The following is a 25,994-nucleotide window of genomic DNA, read 5'->3' as shown; positions in this document are numbered from 1 at the left end:
TTCAATCCCTTATCCTCGTATTACTCTGTCCGCTGCCCGCGTTTTCTGCGTACTGCTGTAAGCAGCATGGAGATGCCCAGCAGGCAAATCAACGCCATTGCGCCCCAGAATACGGGCTGGCTGCTGTCGCCGGTGGCTGCGCTTGTGACGGCGCTTCCGCCGCTCTTATTTCTGCTGCCGGAATGATCTCCGGGCTTCGTCTCGGGCGCTTTCTCCACCTTTACCCAGGAAAGGGCTATTGGGGAGAGGCTCTTCAGGGTCATGGTGATGCCATCCTTCGTCAATGTCAGTTCCGGAGTCTCCACATCGCCCGCCTTATACGCGCCGCGGTTCATTGCAAACATGTGTACCGCGCTGAAACGGTAATCGGCTGCGTTGGTGCCCTCCGGGTAGGGCAGGATCACCTTGACGCCCTCTGCCGGGAAGTTGTCTGCCGTCGCGCGGATCCAGGTTTCACCGCCGTCTGCGCTATAGAGCAGCACTGCGTCATAAACAGCCGTATTTTCCTTCGCCGGATTCTTTCCGTCGATCTTACAATCCACCAGAAGCTTCTTCAGATATTCCACGATCTTTTCCGGTGTGTTCAGGTTCTCTGTCTTTGCCAGATCCGGCGTTACCTCGGTTACGTCCTTTGCGCCCATAACCAGACGGTAATCGTTTCCGAGACCTGTCTGACCCGGCAGAGCCGCAGTCTTTTCGATGGAGCCCTTCAGCGTAAAGGCAGTCTCAGCCGGAAGCTCATAATTGGCATTCGTCAGAGCCGCTCCTGCGATGGTCACGGTTACCTGCTTGTCGGTTCCTGTTTCCGCTGTATCAAACTCAGCAGTCAGACTCTCATAGCTCAGGCCTGCGTCGTCGCCGTCCAACAGACCGGAGACCTTCAGTTCTCCGATGAGACTGGCGTCCTTCATTTCATCGGCCAGCTTGGTCAGAACTGTCAGGGCGCTTCCGTCCCAGGTAAGGATCTTCGGGCTTACCTTTACCTTCGCCTGTGCTGCCGCATTCTCCCAGTTGACTGTATCTGTCGGTGTAAATACTACTTCATATTCGGTGACATTGCTGTCCTTGACCTCCGGTCTGGTATCAGCTTTTGCCCAGATAAAGGTTCCATCTGTATCTGCTGCCCCACCTGTCAGTGTGCTTTCAGACAGGGTCTGTCCATAGGTCAGGTCGGACGCCGTCGGCGCTTCGCTGATGGTCGGAACCGCCTTTTTCACGGTTACCCCTACCGTCGCTTCGATACGGTTATAATTGGCTGTATCCTCCGGTGTAAAGACTACCTGATAGCCCTGATTGTCCACCGTCGGTTTCACTGTGTCATCTGCCCAGCTCCAGGTGCCTGCCACCGCCTCCTGCGTATTCGGGTTCACTGCTTTTCCGCCCGTCAGCGTGCTTTCTGCCAGGGTCTGTCCATAGGTAAGCTCTGCTGCTGCCGTCGGCGCTGCCGCACGCTCCGGAGTGGCTTTCTCCACAGTGATGTTTGTTGTTCCGTTCACCGGTTTGTATTTCTTATCTGTCGGTGTGAATGTCCACCGTACTTCAGCAGTGCCGGCTGAAGGCATATTATTCCCGTTTAATATGGTAAATGTGCCTGCCAGGGTTATATCCGTATTCTCCGCATCTGTAAAAGTACCTGCCAGTTCTACATCTTTCAATGTCTGTCCATAGCGGATGCTGTTCTTCGCAGAGGCAGATCCGGTTATGTCCTTTTTATCCACAATCTGTATGGTAAGCTCGTAGTATGTGTCTTCATAATTTTCCATCTGAACGGATACTTTCACAACCACTTTTGCCCCAATTTTGTCTGCAGTAAGATCATCTCTTAAACCATACTCAAACGTACTGTTATATACTGCCGTTCTCGTCAGTATACTCATATCACCCGTCGTTTCTCCTGAGGTGTAGGTTACCTCTCCACAATCCGCCGGAAGATTCATTGCCTTGCTCAAGTATATGCTCACAAGGTACTTCGGAACAGATGCATAGATATAACTTTTTTCAACCCTTGTTGGCTCGGGTGCCGCCGCTTTCGTAATCGTCAGTGCCTTTTTGCCGCCCGCGATGGTAACGTCATAATTCTGATTGGATGCAGTGCCGGTAATATCATACTGTCCGACCGAAGAATTTGAATCTGCATTTGTCGTCAGGTCGATACCCAGATTGTCATTTTCTACAGGCGCAAGGAAGCCTTCTTCTGTCACTGCCCTCCAGGTAAATGTCGGATTTTCCGCCTTATAGGCTCTGCTGACTGAATTAATCTGAACCTTTACCGGACGCGCCGTTATATTTGGAGTCACCTCTGCCGTCAGGTTCGGATAATTCGTATCCTCCGGTGTAAATGTCAGTGTGCAGGTCTCTGTCCCCTCTACGGGTAAAAGCTTATCCATATCATGGCTCGCGGTATCTGTTACAGCCCAGTTTCCTGATATCTCTTTTCCGTCCGCAGTCGTTACCTTTCCGCCTGCAATCGCCAGCTCCCCTGTTTTTGTTCCGTATACGCCTGAAACCTTCGGTTTTACCACTGTAAGCTTAGCGCTATCAACTTTTGTAATGGTAAAGGTCCGACTATGGTTTCCGCTTACCTCATAGTTACCGCCTTCCGTATTCGAAATGGTTACTGTCGCAGTTCCTACATTTTTATTATCAGAATAGGAAACTGTATATTCCGTTGAAGGAATGATCGTTTCTCCATCTTTTACTGTTACGGTCGGTTGCTTTTCTTTTCCGTCGTACTCATAAGAATCCGGCGTTACTGTAATCTCAGGATTCTCCACCTTTTTCGGCTCAATTGTGATCGTTGTTCCTGCGGACGCCGCGTTATAATTCTCCGTCTCAGCTACAGAAACCTTCAGATAATAGGTTCCCGCATCCACCGGGTTTCCTTCCAGCTCCGTTCCGTTTTCATCAGTTCCCTTGAACCATGTAAATATCAAATCGTTGTGAGTGATAATCTGAACACCGGTATTAACATTAGTAAGTATCAGTTCATTTCCTTCCGGATTTCTCAGGGCTTCCCCACTGTAGGTATATGTTGTGGCATATGCGTCTCCACCGTATCGGAATCTCAGGGTCGGATCGCCCTTGGTGATTACGCCGTTATCTGTTGTTAACGTATCTGTTGTTAAATAGTAATTATTTGCAATTTCGCCGTCCAAACGGACTTTCACTGTAATCTTCTTACCCGTTCCCACATTGGCGTCTTCATATTCAGCCTTTATGTAATGTGTCACCCACTCCTGGCATTCCCCACTATAGTTAAGTTTTGCATAAGCTCCCTTGGTTCCGTCATATGCCTTTGTGAGATCCTCAGCTTTCTCTATGATACTGGGCGTCACTGGTCTCTTTTCAATGGTAACAGTTTTCTCTACACCTCCGGTATAACCTTCCTCTCCTGTCACCACAATCTCATAAGTTCCCGCATTCCGGATGGCGCCTGCGTATGCCGCTCCGTCCTTTGTGATGGTCAGGGTGTAATCCTCTCCGGCTACCAGTTTTTCCTCGCCAAGCGTTACTACCACGTCATGGTTCTGGGCATCGTATGTGAATGTTTCATCCTCATGGACGTCTGTACCAGCCGCAATGGTTATCTTAGCATTCTTAATCGGCAGCGGATCACTATCTACATAATCCGTGCTTGAGATATTCAGTTCATCGGCAGTATAGGCCGTCTTGGTATCCTTATCATACGAATACTCAACCCAGTCGTTGGGGTTATTAAATTCCTTCCTATAGTTATTTCCTTTAAGTTCCGCGCCAGCCAGAAACAGCTTGTCCTTGCCGTCTTCATAACCTATTCCGCCTGCAACGCCGTCACTATCACAGGCAGCCACATGCACTATATAATTCTTCTTCCGCAGTCTTACAATGTTCCACGTCATTTTCGGATATGTAAAAGGTCCCGAATCCGTATGCCTCATATACTGCATCCAACTATTCACCGTGTAACACTTAATTCCGCCTGCGTCCAGATCACAGAGATACTGGAATGCTCTGGCATAGCCTTCGTAGCCTGTCTTTGTGTTCGGATTGTCGTCAAAGACATTGATTAACTGCTGCACATAGTCTGTGCTATCGACATTTATATCATAGGATGCCAAATTCTTAATTGCGTTCTTGTAGCCGTTCAGACGCTCATAGACGGAGTCATCTTTCAAGCCATCAACAATCTCCTTGGCTTTCGCTACTGCTGTGTCTACTGCCTGTGCTTTTGTCGCATCCACATAAATGTTAGATGTTCCCCGGTAAGTCTCCGACACCTCTAGTGTCAACTCGGTTAATTTAATCTGATATTTTCCATCTACATAAATAGTTTTACCTAAACTCGGTGCTTGTCCATTCCACCAGTATAACTCATAGGGACAGTCCGTTTTCAATGCATCCAGAATCTCTTTCAGGCTATTGTTTTCGCTGCTGTTCTCTGTATAAGCGATTAGAAGCCCATCGCTTCCAAAACTAAATTTCGTACGTCCTCCCTTATGCGCTATGTCTGTTATCAATTCCTTTAGCTTATCGTAAGCCGCTTTTTCTTCTTCACTCAGATGGCTTCTCGCAACCGTACCGTAGGTGGCGATACCCTCATCTCCATACAGCTGCTTCCATGCGTAGCCCTCAAACAGCTCATCATTATCCCACTCTTCCGAAAACTCCGATTCCAGCTCTACGGTCTCCGTTGGAAGCTCCACTTCTGCCGGCGCTTCCTGAAGCTCTGATAACACCCCCCCAGCGCCGTTTTCTGACGTTGAGTCTGCGCTTGCTCCCGCTTCCGGATTCTTCACCTCTTCGCTCGTTTCCGTTTTCACAACCGGCGTTTCTTCCTTATCTTTCGCGTCCCCGGACGTCCCCGCTTCCGCCACCGGAAGGGTCTGCTCCTCCGCGCCCTTAGCTGCTTCCGCCAGCACCGTCGTATCCACGCTGCCCACGACCATCGCAGCCGTCAGCAGAATCGCCAGCCATCTTGTTCCACGATTTCCTCGCAAGTGTTTTCTCATATCCCCCGCTCCTTTGTGTGTGATTCTGTAAAAACATTACTCATATATTAACATATTTTTCTTCCCTGCATCACAAATCGGAGCGAATTGCACATATATGGCGTGAAATGTAATGTTTTGTCCCAAAACCGAAAAATCTCCCACCCTTTGAGCTATCTCAGAGGATGGGAGATTCCAACTTCATTTTATTTAACACTGCTTCACATAGAGTTCTGACAATTCTTCCGCTGTCTTATCCGGGTATTTCTCGACCAAATCATACAACGGGCGGATGACCTCAACATCTTCTTCCAATTCATCCGCAATCTGAACCAGGGATTTACCCTTCGCACGCTTCTTTTGAATCATAGAAAACATATTTCCCGCACGGCCTTCCGCACGGCCTTCCGCTCTTTGATATTCCCTCTCTTCCTGTTCATCATATTCTGTCAGTATCATCCTGCACACCTCCGTTCCATATTTTGTCAGGATATCTGCCAGTACTCCTCTGTCAATGCACCGCCTGATACTAATCTCTGTCGCTTCCTCCAGGGACCAGCCTTCATCCATTTTCCAGCGGATTTGCCCGATGAAATACGCGTAATCCGATAATCTCCGGCATTTCCGCATCATGTCATTGTTTCGACCTGCATTGATGTTCAATACTGTTGCCTTGCATTCCAGACAGGGTTCTCCTTCCTCCCGATCCGGTTTTATAAAACAATCCGAAAGCTTCATCTCCACCCGATCCGGCATATCCCTTGTACCATTATAAAATACCACATACTTGGGAAATGGAACCATCACGCGCTTCTTTTCATCTGTCAGCTTTATGTTCTTCCTGTTCAGATATTGCTGATACAGTTCTGAAAAATAGAAAAATCCCCGGAGCGGCATATTTTCATTCCAGGTACTCTGATGCTCGTACAGATTCATGACAACGCCAAACATAAAGGACAAATCATTTTTCATGCTGAGATAAATCACGTCCTCAATGGTGGTAATCTCCAGATCTTCTGCGTTCTCATAATCTGTCCCATTCACGGCATTATACAAATCCAGCAGATCCTCTTTATCCTTGAAAATAAGTCGGAACAGACGATCCTTATGCTCCCTCTGTACTGCTTTTCTGGTTCCCTGACTGCCGCCGCGCTTCCGGCGTTTTGACTTGGCACTCGTCCGGTTATTCATTGCTATTCTCTCCTTTTCATTATACGTTTTCTTTCTCCTTCCTGCAAGGGCATAAAATAGCCGTTTTATACTTGGTTTTTACATACTCCGCCCTTGGGCGTACTTTGGGTGTGTTGATTTCGAACTGAAATCCAGACCTTTATCTTTCGTGAACAGCGTCGGAAGAACCCGCGCTGCATATCGTGTAAAAAAATAACAGTGCCGACCGGATTCGCGCTTGTTTTACGCTGCATCCCCTTTATCGACACTGTTATTTTACCAATTTATACCAATTTTGACAAGAACTTTCTCTGCAAATTAGTCTTCTTTTTCTTCCTTCTCATCCTTCACAATGGCGATATGCACATCCGCCAGCTGCTTCGGATCTACGGTGGCCGGAGCGCCCATCATCACATCCTGTGCCGTCTTATTCATCGGGAACGGAATGATCTCGCGGATGCTCTCCTCGCCTGCCAGCAGCATGACCATACGGTCTACGCCGGGAGCGATGCCTGCGTGGGGCGGAGCTCCGTAGCAGAATGCGTTGTACATGGCCGGGAACTTGGCTTTCACGTCGTCCTCACCCAGGCCTACCAGCTCGAAGGCCTTGACCATGATCTCCGGATCGTGGTTACGCACTGCACCGGAGGACAGCTCTACGCCGTTGCAGACCAGATCGTACTGGTATGCGTAGATCTCCAGAGGATCCTTCTCCTCCAGATCCTTCATGCCGCCCTGGGGCATAGAGAACGGGTTGTGGCAGAATTCCAGCTCGCCGGACTCCTCGCCAATCTCGTACATGGGGAAGTCTACGATCCAGCAGAACTCGTAGCACTCCTTCGTCATGTGACCCTCTACGGTATTGCCGAGGATCTTGCGCAGTGCGCCTGCGGTCTTCTGGGCTGCCAGCTTCTTTCCGGCAGTCAGGCCTACGAAATCGCCCGGCTTCAGACCCAGGGCCTCTACCACCTGATCCTTGCGCTCGGTTACGAACTTGGAGATACCGCCTACCAGCTCGCCATTCTCATCCAGACGGAACCAGTACGCCTTATTGCCGGTCTGTACCTCGGTATCGGCGCAGATCTTGTCAATCACCTTACGGGTAGCCTTGAAATCACTGAATACCACAGCCTTTACGGTCTGTCCCTCAAAGGGGCCGAATCCGCAGTCTGCCAGACACTCGGTAGCGTCCTGAACTACCAGATCGATACGCAGATCCGGCTTGTCGGATCCGTATACCTCCATGGCGTCATGGTAAGAGATCCGGCGGAACGGAGCCTTGGACGCGGTATTGTAGGTACCGTATTTCTCAAATACCGGCGGAAGCACATCCTCCAGCACCGCGAAAACGTCCTCCTGGCTGGCAAATGCCATCTCCATATCCAGCTGATAGAACTCTCCCGGGGAGCGGTCTGCTCTGGCGTCCTCGTCGCGGAAGCAGGGAGCGATCTGGAAATAACGGTCGAAGCCGGAGGTCATCAGTAGCTGCTTAAACTGCTGGGGAGCCTGGGGCAGAGCGTAAAACTTGCCCGGATGGTTTCTGGACGGTACCAGATAATCTCTTGCGCCCTCGGGAGAAGAGCAGGTCAGAATCGGCGTGGTAATCTCCAGGAAGCCGTGGTCGGTCATGCTTCTGCGAAGCTCTGCTACCACGTTGCTGCGCAGAACGATGCGCTCCTTGACAGCCGGGTTACGGAGATCCAGATAACGGTATTTCAGGCGGGTATTCTCGTCCGCCTCCTTGGAACGGTTGATCTCGAAGGGCAGCTCGTTGTAACGGCAGCGTCCCAGCACCTGAATGTCGGTGGGAACCACCTCGATTTCACCGGTGGGCAGCGCCGCGTTCTTGCTGGAACGCTCCCGTACCACGCCTGTGATGGACAGGGTGGACTCTGTGTTCACGCCTGCTAATCTTGCCATCATTTCTTCGGTCTCGATAACGGCCTGGGTGGTTCCGTAAAAATCTCTCAGGATCAGGAAACCAAGGTTCTTGCTGACTTTCCGCAGGTTCTCATACCAGCCTACCAAAGTCACGGTTTCACCTGCGTTTGCGAGACGCAGCTCGTTACAGGTGTGTGTTCTTGACTGAAACATACTTTTTTCCTCTCTTATCTATCGCTATTCTTGTAACAGTGTCTCTCTTAAAACAGGCTCGGAAGCTCCGCAAGGGAAACCTCGGTCTGCTCTCCGGTAGCCATATCTTTTACATTGGCCGCGCCTTTTTCCAGCTCGTCCGCGCCAATGATGACAACCTTCTTCGCGCCGATTTTATTGGCGTACTTCATCTGCGCCTTGACACTTCGATCCATGTAATCGGTCTCCACAATCAGACCGTGGCTGCGGATCTCATTGACCAGTTTATAGGCCTTTGCTTTCGCCTCTGCACCCAGAATTCCCACATAGAGATCGGGAGTCTCCATGGCCGGAACCTCCACGCCCTCTTTCTCCAGGAAATACAGGATACGCTCGATACCCATACCGAAGCCTACAGACGGAATATCCTGCTTCTCGTCGATCTCATGAATCAGACCGTCGTAGCGTCCGCCTCCGCAGAGGGTGAAGCCATCGGAATTCACGAACTCAAATACGGTCTTGGTGTAGTAATCCAGACCGCGGACGATGCCGGTATCCACCTCAAAGGGAATGCCAAGCTCGGTCAGCAGATGCTGAAGCTCGTCAAAATGGTTCTTGCACTCCTCGTCCAGATAGTCGATGGTGCGGGGCGCGTCCTTGACGATCTCCTTGCACTCCGGAACCTTGCAGTCGATGACACGCATGGGGTTCTTCTGCATACGCTCCCGGCAGGTGGGACACAGGGCGTCCTCATGCTTACGCAGGTACGCAAGCAATGCGTCATTGTAATCCTTCTTGCAGTTGGGGCAGCCGATGCTGTTGATATGAAGCTTTATATCCTTAAGACCCAGCTTTTTAATCAGGGTCGCTGCCAGGGAAATGACCTCTACCTCTGCCAGCGGGCTCTTGGATCCTACAAACTCCACGCCGAACTGATGATGCTGGCGGAGACGGCCGCTCTGGGGCTTCTCATAACGGAAGGCCTGGGTCACATAGTAGAGCTTGGTGGGCGCCGGATTGGCGTACATATTGCGCTCCAGGTAAGCACGCATGGCTCCCGCGGTTCCCTCGGGCTTCAGGGTGATGCTTCTGCCGCCCTTATCCTCGAAGGTATACATCTCCTTCTGCACTACATCCGTGGTCTCGCCCACGCCGCGCTGGAACAATACGGTGTGCTCGAAAATCGGGGTAATAATCTCGGTCATATTGTAGGTGCGGGCAAGCTCTCTGGCCTGCTTCTCCACCCAGGCGCGCTTGTGCATCCGCTCGCCGTACCAGTCTTCCACTCCTCTTGGTGCCTGTGTTATCATATGGTCTCCTCCTCTGTAATCCGAACCTTCAATCCGGGCAGCGCCCATTTTCCCTGCCACTCCGCTTCGTGAATGGCCCGCTGAAAGGCCAGAAATACTTTCATATCAAAATTTTTCACTTCGTCAATCATCAGCTCCACCGCCGTATCGGAATCAAAAGCGCTCCGGTAAGGGCGGTCGGAAGTCAGGGCCGCGTATACATCGCAGACCCGCAGGATTTTCGCGCCCAGCGGGATTTGATCCCCCGCCAGATTCTCCGGATAGCCGGAACCGTCGTAATTCTCATGGTGATAGAGAACGCTCTCCACCACAAAATCTGAAAAATCCAGCCGCATCAGCTCGTCGTAGCCAAGCCGCGGGTGCAGCCGGACATACTTCATTTCCTCGATTTTCAGGGTGTCCTTATCCCGGCCATAGAGATAACCGGACACATAGAGCTTTCCGATGTCGTGCATCATACCGGCCAGAGCCAGCTCGCGGCAGCGCGCCTCGCCAAGAACCAGCTCCTTCGCCACGCAGTAAGCCAGATTGCTCACCCGTATGCCGTGATTGATCTCCTCAGTAACGTCCTCCTCGAAAAAGGAAAGGGGGGTCGTTTCACTCATGCTGTCTACCTCCGTAATTATTCAGTACCTGAATAATTACATCAGACCATTTTTCAGCATGAAGCTATGCTTCCGTTCGATCATCTCGTCGATGCGCTCGATGTACTGCTTCACGTCTTTCACGTTCTCCACACGTTCGATGTGGTCCGCCGCGAAAACAAATTTGGTGGAAGCGCCCGCGCCTGCCGCCAGAATGGTCTGTTTTTCTTCCATAATCAGTATATTGTAAATTCCGGCTTTGTCAACCTTTGCATAGCCCACATTTTCAAAATTTCCCGCCATATTCTTCTGACGGTACAGATAATAGGGATATACGCCCTGTTCCACACAATACCGATAGGTTAAGTCCATGATCTCCTGACTGTTCCGAAGCCCTATCTCCTCATAGGTATCCCGGAACAGCTTGAGTCTGGCCGCCCGCTTGACCGCCAGGGAATGGACGGTGATACTGTCCGGATCGAGCTTTCTCAGCTCCTCCATGGTATGGCGCACATCCTCAATGTCCTCGCCGGGAAGTCCCACGATGAGGTCCATATTGATATTGTCGTGGCCTGCCTCCCGTGCCATAGAAAAGGCCTGCTTCGTCTCCTCTACCGTATGCTTCCGGCCAATGAGATCCAGGGTCTTCTGATTCATCGTCTGGGGATTGACGGAGATACGGGTAACTTTGTGATCCTTTAAGACCTTCAGCTTCTCCGGGGTCACGCTGTCGGGACGTCCGGCTTCAACTGTCAATTCCTGTAAATAAGTAAAATCGAAATTCTGCTCAATACAGATCATGAGCCGATCAAGCTGCTCTGCCGTCAGGGTCGTGGGCGTACCGCCGCCCACATACACGGTATTCAGCTTCCGGCCCGCGTAAGCCTTTCCGAGGAACGCAAGCTCCTTAAAAAGCGCCGCCAGATAATCCTCCACCTTCTTCTCCCAGAGCTTGATCGGAGAGGACGAAAATGAACAGTACAGACAGATGCTGGGGCAAAACGGGATGCCCACATAGAGACTGTAGCCGTTTTCATAATCCAGATTTTTCAGGACCTCTTTCTCCCGGTTGGCAATGGAGATGGCGAGAGCCGCCTTTTCCTTGCTGCAATCATAGGTATCCCACATATACCGGGCGATTTCCGGATTGCTCCTGCCCTCCTCCAGCATGGCCATGGGAATCTTCGTGGGCCGGATACCGGTCAGGGTGCCCCAGGGCAGGGTCTCACCGGTAAAGGCGCAGAGCTTGTCGTACATCAGCTTCTTTAACTGATTCTTTACCGCTTTCCGGTCCGGATTTTCCACATAAACATGGCCTTTCTCCTGAAAGGCCCCATTCTGAATGATAGAAAAGCTGATGTCCCGGTCGGTAACTTGCACATCCATCTGAACCGGAACCGCTTCTGTGAAGGCTTCCTTAACTCGGACCTGAACCTCCTCGCCGCCGTGAAAGGCCTGAATCAGCGAATGAATGTCATACGCAAAGCTTTCATCATTTATCTTAACTTCAACCATTTATCTTATCCTTTTTCTTATCCCAGATAGGGGTTGTAACGCCGCTCCGCGCCGATGGTGCTTTCTTCCATATGGCCAGGGTATACCTTTGTCTCGTCCGGCAGCGGCGTAAGCTTCTCTTTGATGCCCCGTACCAGTGCGCTCATGCTTCCGCCCGGGAAATCGGTCCGTCCCACAGAGCCTGCGAACAGGGTGTCTCCGGAGAACAGCACGCCTGCTTCCGCGCTGTAATAACAGCAACCGCCCGGCGTATGACCCGGCGTCGCAAAGACATGGAACTCCATGCCTGCCACCTCTATCACCTGCTCATCTTTTACCCACACGTCTGCAGCAAACGCCACGCTTTTCCGGAAAAGGGCCGGAGACAGATTCTGCTCCGGGTCTGCCAGCAGCTCTTTTTCCGCTTCGCAGGCATACACGGGGATCTCAAGCTTTGCCTTCAGCTCCGGTACGCCCAGCATATGATCCGCATGTCCATGGGTCAGAAAAATAGCTTTCAGATCCAGTCCCTCGTCCACGGCCCTTCGAAGCACCGCCTCCGGCCGATCCGCCGGATCGATGACGATGGCCTCCTTCGTGGCTTCATTTATGACAAAATAGCAGTTGGTCTGTATCTGACCAAGCACCATACGTTCTACTTTCATCTTATCCTCCAGCGGTTCATCAGCCGGTGGCGCGCTCCACGTCCATAACGCTCTCCACCTGATACAGCTTCTCCGCAATCTTCTGCAGCTCCTCTTTGCTGCTGATCTCAAAGGTAATGGAAATCGTCGCCGTTCCCTGCTTGCTGGTCCGCACGTTCATCTGGGTCATGTCAATATTCCGCTCGGTGAAGATTTTGGAAATATCTACCAGAAGCCCGGTGCGGTTGTTGGCGTAGATCTTGATCTCCGTCGCGTACTTCTCGCCCGAAGAAGCAGATCCCATATCCTGCCACTCGGCGTCGATAAGCCTGGCACGCTCGGACTCCTGCAGACACATGATGTTGACGCAGTCAGTCCGGTGAATGGACACGCCGCGGCCACGGGTTACATAGCCCACGATCTCATCGCCCGGTACCGGACTGCAGCACTTGGAGAAACGCACTGACACATCGGTCAGTCCCTTGACGATGATGCCGCTCTTGGACTTGGCCAGCTTCAGCTTCTTGTCACTGTTCTCAGTGACCGCCTCCATAACCTTCTCATCGGTGATCTCCTTCTTGTGGATCTTCTCATACTCTTCCACCATCTTGTTGACCACCTGGCCCTCTTTCAGGCCGCCGTGGCCGATGGCCGCCAACACGGAATCCCAGTCCTTGAAGCCGTATTTCCGCATTACCAGATTCTGGAATTCCGGCTTCATGATATCGGACATATTGATGCTCTTGGCCTTGCAGTACTGGGTCAGCATCTCCTTGCCCTTTAAAATATTATCCTCTTTAAACTGGTTTTTAAACCACTGATTAATCTTATTCTTCGCCTGCGTACTCTTGACCACATTGAGCCAGTCGCGGCTGGGTCCGCGGGAATTCTGAGACGTAATAATCTCAATGCGGTCGCCGTTCTGAATCTTGTAATCGATGGTCACAAGCTTTCCGTTGACCCGGGCGCCAATCATCTTATTACCCACCGCGCTGTGGACGCTGTAGGCGAAGTCGATGGGCGTGGAACCGCTGGGCAGTGTCTTCACGTCTCCGGAGGGCGTAAAGCAGTAGACGCTCTCGGAGAACAGATCCAGGTCGCTCTTTAACAGATTCATAAACTCCCGGTTGTCAGACATGTCCCGCTGCCACTCCAGAATCTGGCGCAGCCAGGTCATCTTCTCAGCCTCCTGCTGATCCACCGGTTTCTTGCCGTCGCTGCTCTCCTTGTATTTCCAGTGGGCGGCAATACCGTACTCGGCAGTCTTGTGCATCTCGTAGGTACGAATCTGAATCTCGAAGGGCTGGCCGTTGGGGCCAATCAGAGTGGTGTGCAGAGACTGGTACATATTGGCCTTGGGCATAGCGATATAGTCCTTGAAGCGTCCCGGAATGGGCTTGTACATTTCATGGATGATACCCAGGGCCGCATAACAGTCCTTGACCGTCTCCACGATGATCCGGACCGCGAATAAATCGTAAATCTGATCCAGCGTTTTGTGCTGGTTCACCATTTTCTTATAGATACTGAAGAAATGCTTTACACGACCGTCCACATGGGCTTCGATGCCTGCGTTGTCCATGTGCTTCTTTACTTCCGCCACGATACGCTGGACAAAAGCCTCCCGGACGCTCCGCTTCTCGGCAATCTGCTCCTTCAGCTCGTAATAAGCCTCCGGCTCCAGATATTTCAGCGACAAATCATCCAGCTCATTCTTGACCTTCGAAATACCGAGACGCTGGGCGATGGGCGCGTAGATGTCCATAGTCTCCCGGGCCTTTTCCTTCTGCTTCTCGGGCTTCATGTACTGAAGGGTCCGCATATTGTGCAGACGGTCGGCCAGCTTAATCAGGATGACACGGATATCCTTGGCCATGGCCAGGAACATTTTACGCAGGTTTTCCGCCTGAATCTCGATCTTATCCGCAGAATAGGACAGCTGTCCCAGCTTGGTGACGCCGTCTACCAGAAGGGCCACATCGTCGCCGAACTCCGCCGCGATCTCTTCGGTGGTCATGACCGTATCCTCCACCGCGTCATGCAGAAGTCCTGCCACGATGGTCTCCTTGTCAAGCTCCAGATCCGCTAGGATAATGGCCACGCACAAGGGGTGAATGATGTACGGCTCTCCTGATTTCCGAAGCTGTCCCTGATGCGCCTCAGACGCGATCTTATAGGCCTTTTCAATCATCGAGATATCGGTGGACGGATGGTACTTGTGGACGCTGGCGATCAGCTCTTTGTAGAGGACATCCGGACTGGTGAAATCCTGCATTGCCTTCACATTCTCGTCGTCCCGGTTCACTTCCATATCTCTGTTTTTTACACCGATTTTCGTCTCTGCCATAATCAACACCTGCCTTTATTTATCCCCGGTAATTTTATTGTAACTCAGATGTGCAATGGGGACATCTGGTCGCCTGAATATCAATCTCAGACATGCAATAGGGACACTTCTTGGTGGTCGGAGCCTTCGGCTCCTCCTCCGCCTTCCTGATCATCTTATCCTTGGCTGTATTCATGGCCTTAATGATACAGAAAATCACCAGCGCAATCAGCAGGAAATTAATTACAGCTGAAAGGAACGCGCCATAGTTCAGTGTCGCCGCATTGTCGCCCACGCCGAAGGACACGGACATGCCGGCAATATCAAAGCCGCCGGTAATCAGGGAAAGCACCGGCATGAAAATATCATTTACCAGAGAATTGACTATCGCGGTGAACGCGCCGCCGATGATAACACCGACTGCCATATCCATGACGTTGCCCCTGGAAATAAACTTCTTAAATTCCTCGAAAAACTTCTTCATCCCACTCGTCCCCCTGTATTATTTATTTTCCATCGTAACGGATGACAGACGCCACATCGTAATCCTTCAGACGCTCCCGGCCCTTCAGGCCTGCCAGCTCCATCAGGAAAATGATCTTCACGACCTTGCCGCCCAGCTCCTCCACCAGCTTCGCAGCCGCCTCGATGGTTCCTCCGGTGGCGATCAGATCGTCCACCAGAACGACTCTCTGGCCCGGCTTGATGGAATCCTTGTGCATCTCGATCTCCGCGGTACCGTACTCCAGATCATAGGAGCGGGAAACGGTCTCGCAGGGAAGCTTGCCCTTCTTCCGCACCAGTACGAAGGGCTTATGCAGATTATAGGCAATCGGAGTACCAAACACGAAGCCTCTGGACTCTGCTCCTACGACCACGTCGAAATCCACGCCGTCCAGCAGGGCCTGCATGGAATCAATGGCCAGATGAAGGCCGTCCGCATCCTGCAGTACGGATGTGATATCGCGGAAAATAATTCCCTCCTCCGGGAAATCCGGTATGCTTCTGACGTATTCTTCAATCTTCTTCATGTTTCTTCCTCTTCTTTCCTTTTTTTGTTAAATTTTAAAAACAAAAAACTACCGTCCTGTCAGCACGGTATTTACATACTTGCCCATTATAGCATGATTCCCGGTGTTTGACAAGACAGGGGGCCGGATTTACGGGCTTTGTAACGCCAACGGCCCGTCTGCGTTTTTACAGGCCGGGCCGTTTTTTTCGTTTCTTAATGCAGTTTGCAGATGGTTCCTGCCACCTTGTCCCTGCGCATGGCGTTGCGGATGGTGGGGATGGCGCCCAGAAGCAGGAAGGCGTATACCAGTACCAGGTTGCCCACATAGCTGGTCGCATCGATGATCTCCTCAGACAGAAGCAGCGGTACCAGACGGTAGCCGTAGAAAACGTCTACCTCCAGCTCTCTGGCAATCATGATGCCCCAGTCGAGGCGGTCGCCCACATAGGTCATAATGATCATAATCACTACGCTGATGATGATACCCTTCTTGGTCAGCTTGCCGCCCAGAAGCTCGTAGCCCTTCAGCGCGCAGACTGCCATGATGACGCCGGACAGGGCTGCCACATAACCCATCTGGCTCAGCAGAATGATGCTGGCTACGCCGAGCAGGGAGCCTACCAGCGCGCCTACGACGCCGCCTACCAGGTTTTCCTTCTTGTTCTTCTCATTTGCAGTGTAAGCCGCCGCGTTCTCGCTGACCTTGTCGTAGCACTCGTCGCAGAGGCAGATGGAATTGCCTGCCACGTAAGCTGCTCCGGTCTCCTTGGCCTCGCCGCAGAGCTCACAGCCATTGGTAAATCCTTCCAGTTTCAGCATGTCCAGGAAGGCCGGAAGGGAGTCCTGCAGAACGCCCTTAAGCTTCTCCATATTTTTACACTGCTTCAGGGTCATCCGGACAGTATGCTTTTCCTGTACGATGCCCATGACGCCCTTATGCTCCTTGCGGAACTGTTTATCCTGTTCAAGCTTCACGCCATTCTCAGACACACCGACCGATACGCAGACCATACCGTACTCGATACCCCGGCCATTGTCCAAGCCGCTGATGCGAAGCGTAAAGCCATCCTTCTCTCCATAAACCACACAATACTCTTCGTTGAAACGCAGGCCCAGAAACTGAGCGATTTCCGCGTAACGCGCTTTTATCTTCTTGTTTACTGACATAACGTTTTCCCCCTCGTTGTCTTTTTATTTTGGAAGTTAAGGGTTATTATAGAACACCGATTTTCTGTATACAACCCTTTTCTCGATTTTTCTCTGTTTTTTGCACAATTTCAATAATTTAATCTGTTAATTTTCTACTTTTTTCCATTAAATGTGCTTTCGCACCAGATCCATCGTTTTTTATCTCCAGCTTTCAATGACCGCCTGTACGGTTCTCCTCCCCTGAAATTCATTGATTTCCGGGTAATAGAGCAGGCAGACGGTGTCTTTGCTTTCTATGTAATGCAGGTCAGCTTCCACGTCGCCGAAGCTGATGCCCTCCAGGCGGCTTCCTTTGTCGTCCTCCAGGACAGTCTTCAAGACATTGCGGTTTTTACCGATGACGCGGGCGCTTTTCACCCGGACGTTCGCTGCCGCGAACAGGGGCTTATCATTTTCCTTGCCAAATGGCTCCAGAAGCTCAAGCTCCTTTATAATCTGCTCGCCTGCATACTGAATGGGCAGGACGGCGTCGTAGGACAGCTTCGGAATCAGATCTGCGTCGGTCAGGCGACAGTTTTCGTTCAGGCGCTTCCGCAGGAGTTCCACATTTTCCGTAGGGATGGACAGGCCTGCCGCCATGGGGTGGCCGCCGAATTTGGTAAATAATTCCGCCACCTTTGTCATTTCCTCGAACATGTGGTAGCCGGGAATGGAACGCCCCGATCCCTTCACGCCCTCCTCACCGTCGGTCAGCACGAAGCAGGGGCGGAAATAGCGCTCCCGGATGCGGCCTGCGATGATACCGGCCAGGCTTTCGTGGCAGTCGGGCAGGTAGACCACCAGAACCTTATCCTGACCCAAATCGGTCTCTTCGATAAGGCGGATAGCCTCGGTGGTTCCCTTTGCTGTCAGGTCTTTCCGGCTGTCATTCAGGGCTTTCAGATCCCCGGCCAGCTTTTCCGCCTCGGTCTTTGAGGACGCGCCCAGCAGCTCCAGTGCCCTCTTTGCAGTGTCCAGGCGGCCACTGGCGTTGATGCAGGGGCCGATGACGAAGCCGATGTGGTAGGCGGTGAGCTTCTTACCCTCCAGGCCGTTGACAGCTAGCAGAGCCCGGTAACCCGGGTTGGTAGTATCTGCTAACTGTTTTAATCCGTATTTTACCAGAATCCGGTTTTCACCGGTCAGATCCATAATGTCGCCGATGGTGGCCACGGCTGCAAACTGAGCCAAATCGAGGAATTCTTCCCGGGGGACGCCTGCCTCCTGATAGAGTACCTCCACCAGCCGCCAGGCCACGGCTGCGCCGCAGAGCTTTTTGTATGGATAGGGGCAGTCAGCCTGCTTTGGGTTCACAATCACATCCGCCGGGGGCAGGATCGTGGTGCGGGTGCCGTCCTCTGCTTCCCGGTAGGGTATCTCATGATGGTCGGTGACAATGACGGTCATGCCCAGTTCTTTTGCATAGGCGATTTCTTTGGCTGCGGCGATGCCATTGTCGCAGGTAACGATGGTGTCGATCCCTGCCTCCTTCGCCTGCTCTATCAAATGCTCATTGATGCCGTAGCCGTCCTTCAGGCGGTCGGGAATCACCGTGTCCACCTGCGCGCCCACCCGGCGCAGGCCAGTCACCAGGATGTGGGTGGCGTTCACGCCGTCGATGTCGTAGTCGCCAATGATGCGGATGGTCGCACCCACCCGGATCTTCTGACACAGCAGCTCCACGGCCTCTGTCATGCCCTTCATCAGCCGGGCGTCCGCCAGATCCTCCAGGGTGCCGCAGAGATAGGCCCGGACCTCGGCGGCGCCCAAGCCCGCCCGGCTGCGGATCAGACGCATAGCCATGGGGCTCACGTGAAACTGCGCGGCCAGCTCCTGGTTGCCGTCGATTTTGGGGGCTTGTATCCATTGTTCGTTCATATATGTATAATCTCCTGTAACTCAAATTTTGTACCGCACATTATCATAACATAAAAAGGCAGATGATGCATCCACCATCTGCCTTTTATGTCTCGTGCTCTCTTACGCATCGCACGAAAATCAAGAAAAATTATCTTAATACTATGTTTTTTTGTACTTATCTTTTGACTGAATAAAAAACCTAGTTCTTTTTACCCAGCTTCGTCTTCATCACATACCACAGCGCACCCGTAATGCACACAGAAGAGTAAGCGCCACACACGATACCCACCATCAGCGGCAGGGCGAATTCACGGATAGACGCTACGCCCAGGATATACAGAACCGCAACGGTGATAAAGGTGGTCACGGACGTATTCACGCTTCGGGACAGGGTCTGGGTAATACTGCGGTTTACCAGCTCCTGAAGGTCGGCCTTTCTTCCGGCGGTCGCCAGGTTCTCACGGATACGGTCGAAGATGACGATGGTCGCGTTGATGGAGTAACCGACGATGGTCAGCATGCAGGCAATGAAGTTGCTGCCCACAGACAGTCTTGCCACTGCGTAGAAGGCCAGTACCACCAGGACGTCATGCAGAAGAGCTGCCACCGCGCTGGTTGCGAACCGGATATCCTTGAACCGGAACCAGATATACAGCAGCATAAACAGGGCTGCCAGCAGTACAGCGGTGATGGCGTCGGAACGCATCTCGCTGCTGATAGCCGCGCCGATGTTCTCGATAGCAATCTGATTCTCATCTACACCAAACTTCTCCACCAGCTCCTGGCACAGGGCCTCTCGGGTCTCCAGATCCAGGGCTCTGGTCTTCACAATAACATCGTTGCTGCCGTCTACCTTCTGGGCCTGAATCTCATTGCTTCCGATAACCTCGCTTACCACCGGCTTCACAGTCTCGTCGATCTCCTGAATGGACAGGGCCTCGTTCATCGGAATGGTAATGCTGGTACCGCCCTGGAACTCCAGGCTGTAATTCAGCGCGCCCTTACCCTTAGATCCGTTCACGCCCATAACTGCCAGTCCGCCCAGAATCAGCACTGCGGAAATCACAAAGCAGATATTTTTCTTGCTGAGGAAGTTTATGGTCTTACGCTCCTTCTGGATACCGTAAAGCTTCGCGTCCTGAAGACCCAGCGCGTAAAACGCATTCATAACCAGTCTGGTTATCACCAGGGCCGTAAACATGGAAACCACGATACTTAAAGCCAGCGTATGGGCAAAGCCCTTGACCGATCCGGAGCCCTTCAGGCTCAGGATAATCGCCGCAATCAGCGTGGTGATGTTGCCGTCCAGAATAGCGGACAGCGCCTTCTGGAAGCCTGTCTTAATGGCGCCCTTTACCGACTTGCCTGCGCCGATTTCCTCCCGGATACGGGCGAAGATAATGACATTGGCATCCACGGCCATACCGATACCCAGAATGATACCTGCGATACCCGGCAGGGTCAGGGTAATCTCAAATGCGTTCAACAGACCTAAGGTAATGCCAACATAGGAAGTCAGCGCAATACCTGCTGCCACGCCCGGCAGACGGTACATGATAATCATAAAGATAACAACCAGCGCAAAACCGATGATTCCGGCCAGCAGACTGGTACGGATGGCGTCAGCGCCCAACTGCGCGCCTACGACCTTGGACTGGATCTCCTCCAGCTCCACCTTCAGGGAACCGATACGGATAGTGGAAGCCAGCTGCTCGGCTGACTCATAGGACTCCATATTGGTAATGGCTGCATTACCGTTGGTAATGGCGGTCTGTACAGTCGGCGCGCTGATGGTCTCGCCGTCGTATACGATGGCGATGCGGGAGCCGATGTTGGCCGCGGTAGCCTCCGCGAACTTCTCCGCGCCCTCGTCGGTCAGCGTCAGCGCCACTTCATAATCGGTGTTGTTCAGGTTGTCCTTGTAAGCCTTTGCTTCAGCGGTCTTGATATCTGTACCGGACAGCAGCTCATTGCCGGACATATCCTGGAAGGAAAGAGAACCAGGTTTTCCAAGTTCTTCCAGAATGGCGTTGGCGTCAGTCACGCCCGGAATCTCGATGTTGATCCGGTCATCGCCCTGGGGGTAAACCTGCGCCTCGGTGCTGTAGCCTTCCACACGCTTCTGCAGCTTGTAGATGGTGTCGTTCATCTCTTCGGCGCTGGGCGTCTCGCCCTTGGCCTGATAGGTAATGCTCACGCCGCCGGCCAGATCGAGACCCAACGGAATATTCTTTGCCGCTCCTGTCTTGTTCTCGCCCACTCCCGCAGCAGCCAGTGCCAGCAATCCCGCTGTCACAGCCACCGTCAGAACCAGACTGATAATTCCTGTACTCTTTTTCATGACTTTTATTCTCCTTGCTCAGCCGTAGCTGCCTTGATCATAATCGCGCATTCCACACGCTTTCTCTGAAGCTCGCAGCCGATGTCATAGGCATCGTTGATGCTTCCGTGGAAATTGTAGGAGTTGGCTGCGCAGCCGCCGCTGCAGTAGAACTTGGCAAAGCACTTCTGGCATTTTTCCTTGGCATAGACATTGCAGCACTTGAACTCGTCGCGCAGCTCCTCATTCTTTACGCCGTCCCATACATTTCCCATGAGGAACTTCTCATTTCCCACGAACTGATGGCAGGGATACAAGTCGCCCCAGGGAGTTACAGCCAGGTACTCGGTTCCCGAACCACAGCCGGACAGGCGCTTGTATACACAGGGGCCTCCGGTCAGGTCGATCATGAAATGGAAGAAGTTGAAATCATTTTCCCTGCCATGACGCTTTACCATCTCTGCCGCCAGCTTATCGTACTGCTGGCAGATAAAGGGGATATCCTCCTCGCGGATAGCGTAATCCTCCTCCGGCGCTGCCACAACCGGCTCCACGGACACCTGCTTGAAGCCTAAGTCCGCCATATGCAGCACGTCCTCGCAGAAGTCCAGGTTATTGCGGGTGAAGGTTCCACGCACGTAGTAATTGGTCTGGTTCCGGCTGTCTGCCAGCTTCTGAAACTTGGGAACAATGATATCGTAGCTGCCATGTCCGTTCCGGAAGGGACGCATCTTATCGTTGACTTCCTTTCGTCCGTCGATACTTAAGACTACGTTGCTCATCTCTTTGTTGACAAACTCCTGCACCTCGTCATTTAAGAGGATGCCGTTGGTGGTCAGGGTGAAACGGAACTTCTTATCGTGAAGCTTCTCCTGCTCCCGGCCATAGGCTACCAGATCCTTTACCACCTGCCAGTTCATCAGCGGCTCGCCTCCGAAGAAGTCCACCTCCAGATTCCGGCGGCTTCCGGAATTCGCAATCAGGAAGTCCAGCGCCTGCTTTCCTACCTCGTAGGTCATCAGTGCTCTGCGTCCGTGGTATTCGCCCTCCTCGGCGAAGCAGTAGCGGCAGGCCAGGTTGCAGTCATGGGCGATGTGCAGGCACAGGGCCTTCACTACGGTAGAACGCTTCTTGAAATCAATGATCTTGTCCTTGTATGTATCTTCGGTAAAGAGGACGCCCTGTTTTTTAAGCTCCTCCACATCTTCCAGCACCTCGCGGATATCGCTCTCGGGCCAGCGGTCCTTCAATTTCGCGACAATCTCATCCGGCTGACAGGCCTCGTCTACCAGGCCGATAACCTCGTAAGCCAGCTCGTCCACCACATGGACAGCCCCGCTGTTCACGTCCAGGACGATGTAATATCCATTATTATAGTAACGATGTATCATGTTGTCTCCTTAAATAAAATACCTGTGATCGCTCAAATACCCCGCCGTCAGCGGCGGGGTATTCTGAAAGCCTTAAAAATATGCCTTATTTATGCTGCTCGCATGTCTGGTTTCCTACGGTGCAGGATGTCTTACATGCTGACTGGCAGGATGTCTGGCACTCTCCGCAGCCGCCCTTTTTCACGGTATTCTGCAGAACCTGTGTGTTCAGTGTCTGAATATGCTTCATCTTGGTTTCCCTCCTGTCTTTCAATCTTCCAGGGATTATCTGGTGATACCCTGTAGTTACAGAACAGTATAGCATAGATGCAGCGATTTTTAAAGTATTTTTTTCAGGCATGGACCGAAAAATCGCTACATATACTAAACCAGAAAGGCGGCCCGCGTAAGAGCCGCCCATCAGAAGGGAGCCATCATGGAAAAAATGAAACATTATCAGGGCGCTGCCATGCGCCTTTTAAAGGCCCTGCTGGCCGCCTACATCGCCACCGGCGGGCTGCTTCTTCTGCTTGCGCTGCTCCTCTACAAGCTGCGCCTGTCCGAGTCCGTCATCAACTTAAGCATCACCGCCATATACCTCATCGCCTGCTTCCTGGCCGGCTTTCTCATGGGCAAAATGATGAAAACCCGCAAATACCTCTGGGGCGCGGCGGGCGGCCTCCTCTACTTCACCCTGCTGGCCCTCATCTCCCTGGCCGCCCGTCAGGGCAGCGCCGAAGCCTCCAGCTTCATCACCACCCTGCTCCTCTGCACCGCCGGCGGCACGCTCGGCGGCATGCTCTCATAAACATAGAACTTCATCCCAGACAGGAGAACCGGATTCTCCTGTCTGAACATAACCTAAATTTTACTCACATCTACACCGAAACGTGGCACACTCCGTATCCTTACAATTGCAGGCCGCCCCGCCCGCGATACCGATATGCTTGGCCGTACATCTGCAGTCCTCATTAAAGGTGCAGTCACATGCCTTGCAGACCACCTCCGTATTCTTGGTTGGAATCTCCACGCCGCTCTGTGCCGCGCCTATGGTCCGCTCCCGGAAGCTCTCGCAGCAGGTTTCGCGGGAATGCTTCGCGTGATCGCCCGCCACCTCGATATTGTCCTTGCAGCAGCACTGCTCCTTATTGTAGAGACAGCTTCCTACTGTACAATCCAGTCTTGTCATCGTACCCTTACCTCCTGTTAAAAACTATGAGAGACGCGGACAGCCATCGCCATCCGCGCCTTTGTCTGTAAGAGTAGTATGTGTCATTTCCCCGCCACTATACGTTCCATTTTTTTACTGCATTTTCACTTTAGCCGGAGGTCTGCCATGCCGCTTAAGCCACTCCCGCATACGCACCGAAGCCTCCGCAAGGCCGCCTGCCGCCATCGGCAGCATCAGCACGAAATAGGGCAGAATATACCGTCCCTTCGCTTCCCAGATCATATGGAACAGAAAACCGCCGAACACGGTAATCACAAGTATCAGCCTGGACAAATCCTTTTTCTTCCAGAATGTATACAGAATCCACAGGAAGCACCCGCCGTAAATCAGGCTCTGATACTGATTCATAAACCAGGTCATCGCCCTGTGCGGAACCCCTTCGTACAGCTTCTGCGCCACCGCGCTTCGGTGATCGTTATCCATGTGGGTCATGGCAAAGCATTCATAAGTGGGATCATTCCACTGGCTTGCAAATTTTTCCGCATAAAACCACAACGCGTACCTGGGATGATGCAGGAACTCCTTCGCTGAATTCTTAATATCCTGAACCGCCATAGCCTGAGCGGCCTCGTTATCAAAGTCCGACGCTCCCCAGTAATTGTGCAGGATATAACCGTTGGACCAGCCCGGAGCCCCTTCCCCCTTCTGCATCCCCATGGCCACCCACAGAAGCTTGGGCGCGCCCGCGTTCAGTTCCACGCCGGAGCGCTGCTCGTACATGGTCTGCACTGCGTTTTTCGCTCCCAGATATACCGCCGCCAGCAAAAGAACCGACAGCAGCAGCTTCCATTTCCGTTCGCCACAGGCCGTCACCAGCAGCACCAGAACCAGGGCAATCAGCAAAATCAGACAGTTGTTCCGGACCAGACACGCTGCCGCGCAGCTAAACGCGCAGCCGATCATCCACCATGCCTGCTCCCGCTTCCGATATTCCAGAAAAAGCCAGATCGTCAGCATCGACAGCATGATCGACAGCATTTCCCCGTACACGAAGGTCGTATAAAACAACAGCGGGAAACAGGCCGCGCTCAGGAACAGCTCATAAATCCAGGCTCGTTTTTCCCCGGTCAGGCAGCGGGTAACGCGGTAGCCGAAGTACAGCGTAAGCGCCGCGCACAGACAGTTCAGATACTCAAAGGCCATATAATTGCCATCTCCAAACAGCCGGAATACGACCTCCATAACCGCCGTCAGCCCTACCTGATGAGGATAGATATAAAGATATTTCTCATAGGAATCGATGGTGAGCATCTCGAAGTTCCCGTTTCGAAACTGCTCCGCAGCCGTACAGATGGACGCCTGATCCCCTGCCGGAACCACATCGGCGGCGCCAACCCACCAGACGCCAAGTAAAAGCGCATAGCAAAATACCGCCCCGGCCAGAATCCGGACGCGTCGTACCTGCCGCTCCTCCTCCCGAAGCATCCATTCAGAAATCCGATACATGACAAAGGTCAGACACCCGCAAATCAGCAGCACCATCGGGAAAATATCCCCTGTCGTGCGGGGAATTTCCTCATAGCTCAACGCAAACCGAGAGGTTAGGAACAGACTGAAGCCTGTCAGTACCCCAAATAACCCCAGCCCCAGTATGGAAACCGTCCTATCTGCCGCCTTTCGCAGTCTCATCTTTCGTCCTCCATTTTCCGATTGCTCCGCCAAGCTCCATAAGCCCCGCCGCGGCCATCGGAATCATCATGATAAAATACGGGAGTACATAGCGGGATTTGGCCTCCCAGAGCTCGTGGAACAGCACGCCGCCTATCACGGCGATCAGAAGTACATACCATTCCAGCTCCCGCTTTTCTTTTCGTCTGTATACCAGCAGAAACAGCACCGCTCCGTAAATCACAAGCTGATAGCTGTCCATAAACTTCTCCAATACGGCCTTCGGCGTTCCTGTGTAGAGGCTTTCGCCCAGATCACTTCGCCCCTGATCCGCCGCGTAGGTCATGATAAAACAGCCATAGGTGGGATCATTCCACTGACTGGTAAATTTTCTGGAGTAGAAATCCGCCGCATAAAGCGGATCTTTCAGAAATACCTTCACCCTTGCCTTGATCTCGGCAATTCCAAGCGCTTTCGCCGTGGGGCCGTCGTACAGACAGGTATCCTGATAAATGTAAATGGAATATCCGTTATACCAGCCCGCTTCCAGATCGCCCTCCTGCATGCCCATGGCAATCCAGAGTACGGACGGCATTCCATCGTTGATCACCGTTCCGGATTTGGCCTCATAGTACTGATAGAGCGCTTTTCTTCCCGCAAAAGCTCCCACACCCAGCAATAGAACGCACAGCAGATATATCCATTTTTTTCCTGTTATGGCTTTTACGCCCAGCACGCAGCAGACCGCAATCAGAACAATCAGGCTGTTGCTGCGCAGCGCCACCGCTGCCGCTGCCGCCGGGACCATCCACAGAACCGCGGACTTTTTCTCTGTTT

General features: G+C 52.5%; 18 protein-coding genes and 1 pseudogene. 1 reads left to right on the top strand and 18 read right to left on the bottom strand.

The window, feature by feature from the left end; genetic code table 11:
• Positions 1–20: 20 nt before the first annotated feature.
• From ACTRC3_RS03345 to scfA, 15 genes are all read right to left on the bottom strand, one after another.
• Complete coding sequence (locus ACTRC3_RS03345; RefSeq protein WP_440321556.1) at positions 21–4,988, bottom strand: YDG domain-containing protein; 4,968 nt, start codon at positions 4,986–4,988, stop codon at positions 21–23.
• Between the two features lie 189 nt (positions 4,989–5,177).
• The gene (locus ACTRC3_RS03340; RefSeq protein WP_440321554.1) at positions 5,178–6,158 is read right to left on the bottom strand and encodes a hypothetical protein; all 981 of its coding nucleotides are present in this window, start codon (positions 6,156–6,158) and stop codon (positions 5,178–5,180) included.
• Positions 6,159–6,455: 297 nt separating this feature from the next.
• Positions 6,456–8,231 (bottom strand): aspartate--tRNA ligase, encoded by a 1,776-nt coding sequence (gene aspS / locus ACTRC3_RS03335; RefSeq protein ID WP_440321552.1) that lies wholly within the window; start codon positions 8,229–8,231, stop codon positions 6,456–6,458.
• Positions 8,232–8,278: 47 nt separating this feature from the next.
• The gene (hisS, locus tag ACTRC3_RS03330) at positions 8,279–9,520 is read right to left on the bottom strand and encodes a histidine--tRNA ligase (RefSeq protein ID WP_440321550.1); all 1,242 of its coding nucleotides are present in this window, start codon (positions 9,518–9,520) and stop codon (positions 8,279–8,281) included.
• Positions 9,517–10,125, bottom strand: coding sequence for an HD-GYP domain-containing protein (locus ACTRC3_RS03325; protein WP_440321548.1), 609 nt, complete (start codon positions 10,123–10,125; stop codon positions 9,517–9,519). Before ACTRC3_RS03325 ends, hisS begins: the two co-directional genes overlap by 4 nt.
• Positions 10,126–10,161: 36 nt before the next feature.
• On the bottom strand, positions 10,162–11,619 hold the full coding sequence (gene hemZ / locus ACTRC3_RS03320; protein ID WP_440321546.1) for a coproporphyrinogen dehydrogenase HemZ: 1,458 nt from the start codon (positions 11,617–11,619) through the stop codon (positions 10,162–10,164).
• Between the two features lie 17 nt (positions 11,620–11,636).
• Positions 11,637–12,263 carry an MBL fold metallo-hydrolase gene (locus ACTRC3_RS03315; RefSeq protein WP_178039917.1) on the bottom strand — a complete coding sequence of 209 codons (627 nt, stop codon included), beginning with the start codon at positions 12,261–12,263 and terminating at the stop codon, positions 11,637–11,639.
• A gap of 19 nt (positions 12,264–12,282) precedes the next feature.
• A complete protein-coding gene (locus ACTRC3_RS03310; protein WP_440321544.1) occupies positions 12,283–14,589 on the bottom strand; it encodes a RelA/SpoT family protein in 2,307 nt (768 codons plus the stop codon).
• A gap of 34 nt (positions 14,590–14,623) precedes the next feature.
• Positions 14,624–15,052: a large conductance mechanosensitive channel protein MscL gene (mscL, locus tag ACTRC3_RS03305; protein WP_440321542.1), complete on the bottom strand. Its 429-nt coding sequence runs from the start codon at positions 15,050–15,052 to the stop codon at positions 14,624–14,626.
• A gap of 22 nt (positions 15,053–15,074) precedes the next feature.
• Positions 15,075–15,599 carry an adenine phosphoribosyltransferase gene (locus tag ACTRC3_RS03300; protein WP_178039914.1) on the bottom strand — a complete coding sequence of 175 codons (525 nt, stop codon included), beginning with the start codon at positions 15,597–15,599 and terminating at the stop codon, positions 15,075–15,077.
• Between the two features lie 194 nt (positions 15,600–15,793).
• The gene (locus ACTRC3_RS03295) at positions 15,794–16,747 is read right to left on the bottom strand and encodes a hypothetical protein (protein ID WP_349163296.1); all 954 of its coding nucleotides are present in this window, start codon (positions 16,745–16,747) and stop codon (positions 15,794–15,796) included.
• A gap of 180 nt (positions 16,748–16,927) precedes the next feature.
• Positions 16,928–18,646 carry a single-stranded-DNA-specific exonuclease RecJ gene (gene recJ / locus ACTRC3_RS03290; protein WP_440321539.1) on the bottom strand — a complete coding sequence of 573 codons (1,719 nt, stop codon included), beginning with the start codon at positions 18,644–18,646 and terminating at the stop codon, positions 16,928–16,930.
• A 181-nt stretch (positions 18,647–18,827) separates the two neighbouring features.
• Entirely contained in the window at positions 18,828–20,969 is a 2,142-nt protein-coding gene (gene secD, locus ACTRC3_RS03285) for a protein translocase subunit SecD (protein WP_440321537.1), read from the bottom strand.
• Positions 20,970–20,974: 5 nt separating this feature from the next.
• Positions 20,975–22,339 (bottom strand): thioether cross-link-forming SCIFF peptide maturase, encoded by a 1,365-nt coding sequence (gene scfB / locus ACTRC3_RS03280; protein WP_440321535.1) that lies wholly within the window; start codon positions 22,337–22,339, stop codon positions 20,975–20,977.
• Positions 22,340–22,424: 85 nt separating this feature from the next.
• A complete protein-coding gene (gene scfA / locus ACTRC3_RS03275; protein ID WP_349163284.1) occupies positions 22,425–22,568 on the bottom strand; it encodes a six-cysteine ranthipeptide SCIFF in 144 nt (47 codons plus the stop codon).
• Between the two features lie 186 nt (positions 22,569–22,754).
• On the opposite strand from scfA, the gene ACTRC3_RS03270 reads away from it, so the two are divergent.
• Positions 22,755–23,126, top strand: a complete 372-nt coding sequence (locus ACTRC3_RS03270) for a TIGR04086 family membrane protein (RefSeq protein ID WP_440321532.1) — start codon at positions 22,755–22,757, stop codon at positions 23,124–23,126.
• 60 nt (positions 23,127–23,186) lie between these two features.
• Here ACTRC3_RS03270 and ACTRC3_RS03265 read toward each other — a convergent pair whose 3' ends face one another.
• The 3 genes and pseudogenes from ACTRC3_RS03265 to ACTRC3_RS03255 all read right to left on the bottom strand — a co-directional run.
• Positions 23,187–23,507 carry a DUF1540 domain-containing protein gene (locus tag ACTRC3_RS03265; protein WP_440321530.1) on the bottom strand — a complete coding sequence of 107 codons (321 nt, stop codon included), beginning with the start codon at positions 23,505–23,507 and terminating at the stop codon, positions 23,187–23,189.
• A gap of 114 nt (positions 23,508–23,621) precedes the next feature.
• Positions 23,622–25,178: a glycosyltransferase family 39 protein gene (locus tag ACTRC3_RS03260; RefSeq protein WP_440321528.1), complete on the bottom strand. Its 1,557-nt coding sequence runs from the start codon at positions 25,176–25,178 to the stop codon at positions 23,622–23,624.
• Positions 25,153–25,994: pseudogene (locus ACTRC3_RS03255) on the bottom strand (hypothetical protein); the annotation flags it as partial. The pseudogene ACTRC3_RS03255 and the gene ACTRC3_RS03260, both read right to left, overlap by 26 nt.

The organism is Laedolimicola sp. (assembly GCF_051972735.1).
Classification (GTDB): domain Bacteria; phylum Bacillota; class Clostridia; order Lachnospirales; family Lachnospiraceae; genus Laedolimicola; species Laedolimicola intestinihominis.
This window is presented reverse-complemented; position numbering and strand designations above follow the sequence as displayed.

What these genes read in the sequence shown, in the direction of transcription:
- recJ (WP_440321539.1), bottom strand. Translation starts at nt 18,646, where the DNA reads ATGAACGAACAATGGATACAAGCCCCCAAAATCGACGGCAACCAGGAG.
- ACTRC3_RS03295 (WP_349163296.1), bottom strand. Translation starts at nt 16,747, where the DNA reads ATGTCAGTAAACAAGAAGATAAAAGCGCGTTACGCGGAAATCGCTCAG.
- ACTRC3_RS03300 (WP_178039914.1), bottom strand. Translation starts at nt 15,599, where the DNA reads ATGAAGAAGATTGAAGAATACGTCAGAAGCATACCGGATTTCCCGGAG.
- hisS (WP_440321550.1), bottom strand. Translation starts at nt 9,520, where the DNA reads ATGATAACACAGGCACCAAGAGGAGTGGAAGACTGGTACGGCGAGCGG.
- ACTRC3_RS03345 (WP_440321556.1), bottom strand. Translation starts at nt 4,988, where the DNA reads ATGAGAAAACACTTGCGAGGAAATCGTGGAACAAGATGGCTGGCGATT.
- ACTRC3_RS03265 (WP_440321530.1), bottom strand. Translation starts at nt 23,507, where the DNA reads ATGACAAGACTGGATTGTACAGTAGGAAGCTGTCTCTACAATAAGGAG.
- scfB (WP_440321535.1), bottom strand. Translation starts at nt 22,339, where the DNA reads ATGATACATCGTTACTATAATAATGGATATTACATCGTCCTGGACGTG.
- hemZ (WP_440321546.1), bottom strand. Translation starts at nt 11,619, where the DNA reads ATGGTTGAAGTTAAGATAAATGATGAAAGCTTTGCGTATGACATTCAT.
- ACTRC3_RS03315 (WP_178039917.1), bottom strand. Translation starts at nt 12,263, where the DNA reads ATGAAAGTAGAACGTATGGTGCTTGGTCAGATACAGACCAACTGCTAT.
- aspS (WP_440321552.1), bottom strand. Translation starts at nt 8,231, where the DNA reads ATGTTTCAGTCAAGAACACACACCTGTAACGAGCTGCGTCTCGCAAAC.
- secD (WP_440321537.1), bottom strand. Translation starts at nt 20,969, where the DNA reads ATGAAAAAGAGTACAGGAATTATCAGTCTGGTTCTGACGGTGGCTGTG.
- scfA (WP_349163284.1), bottom strand. Translation starts at nt 22,568, where the DNA reads ATGAAGCATATTCAGACACTGAACACACAGGTTCTGCAGAATACCGTG.
- ACTRC3_RS03270 (WP_440321532.1), top strand. Translation starts at nt 22,755, where the DNA reads ATGGAAAAAATGAAACATTATCAGGGCGCTGCCATGCGCCTTTTAAAG.
- ACTRC3_RS03310 (WP_440321544.1), bottom strand. Translation starts at nt 14,589, where the DNA reads ATGGCAGAGACGAAAATCGGTGTAAAAAACAGAGATATGGAAGTGAAC.
- ACTRC3_RS03260 (WP_440321528.1), bottom strand. Translation starts at nt 25,178, where the DNA reads ATGAGACTGCGAAAGGCGGCAGATAGGACGGTTTCCATACTGGGGCTG.
- ACTRC3_RS03325 (WP_440321548.1), bottom strand. Translation starts at nt 10,125, where the DNA reads ATGAGTGAAACGACCCCCCTTTCCTTTTTCGAGGAGGACGTTACTGAG.
- ACTRC3_RS03340 (WP_440321554.1), bottom strand. Translation starts at nt 6,158, where the DNA reads ATGAATAACCGGACGAGTGCCAAGTCAAAACGCCGGAAGCGCGGCGGC.
- mscL (WP_440321542.1), bottom strand. Translation starts at nt 15,052, where the DNA reads ATGAAGAAGTTTTTCGAGGAATTTAAGAAGTTTATTTCCAGGGGCAAC.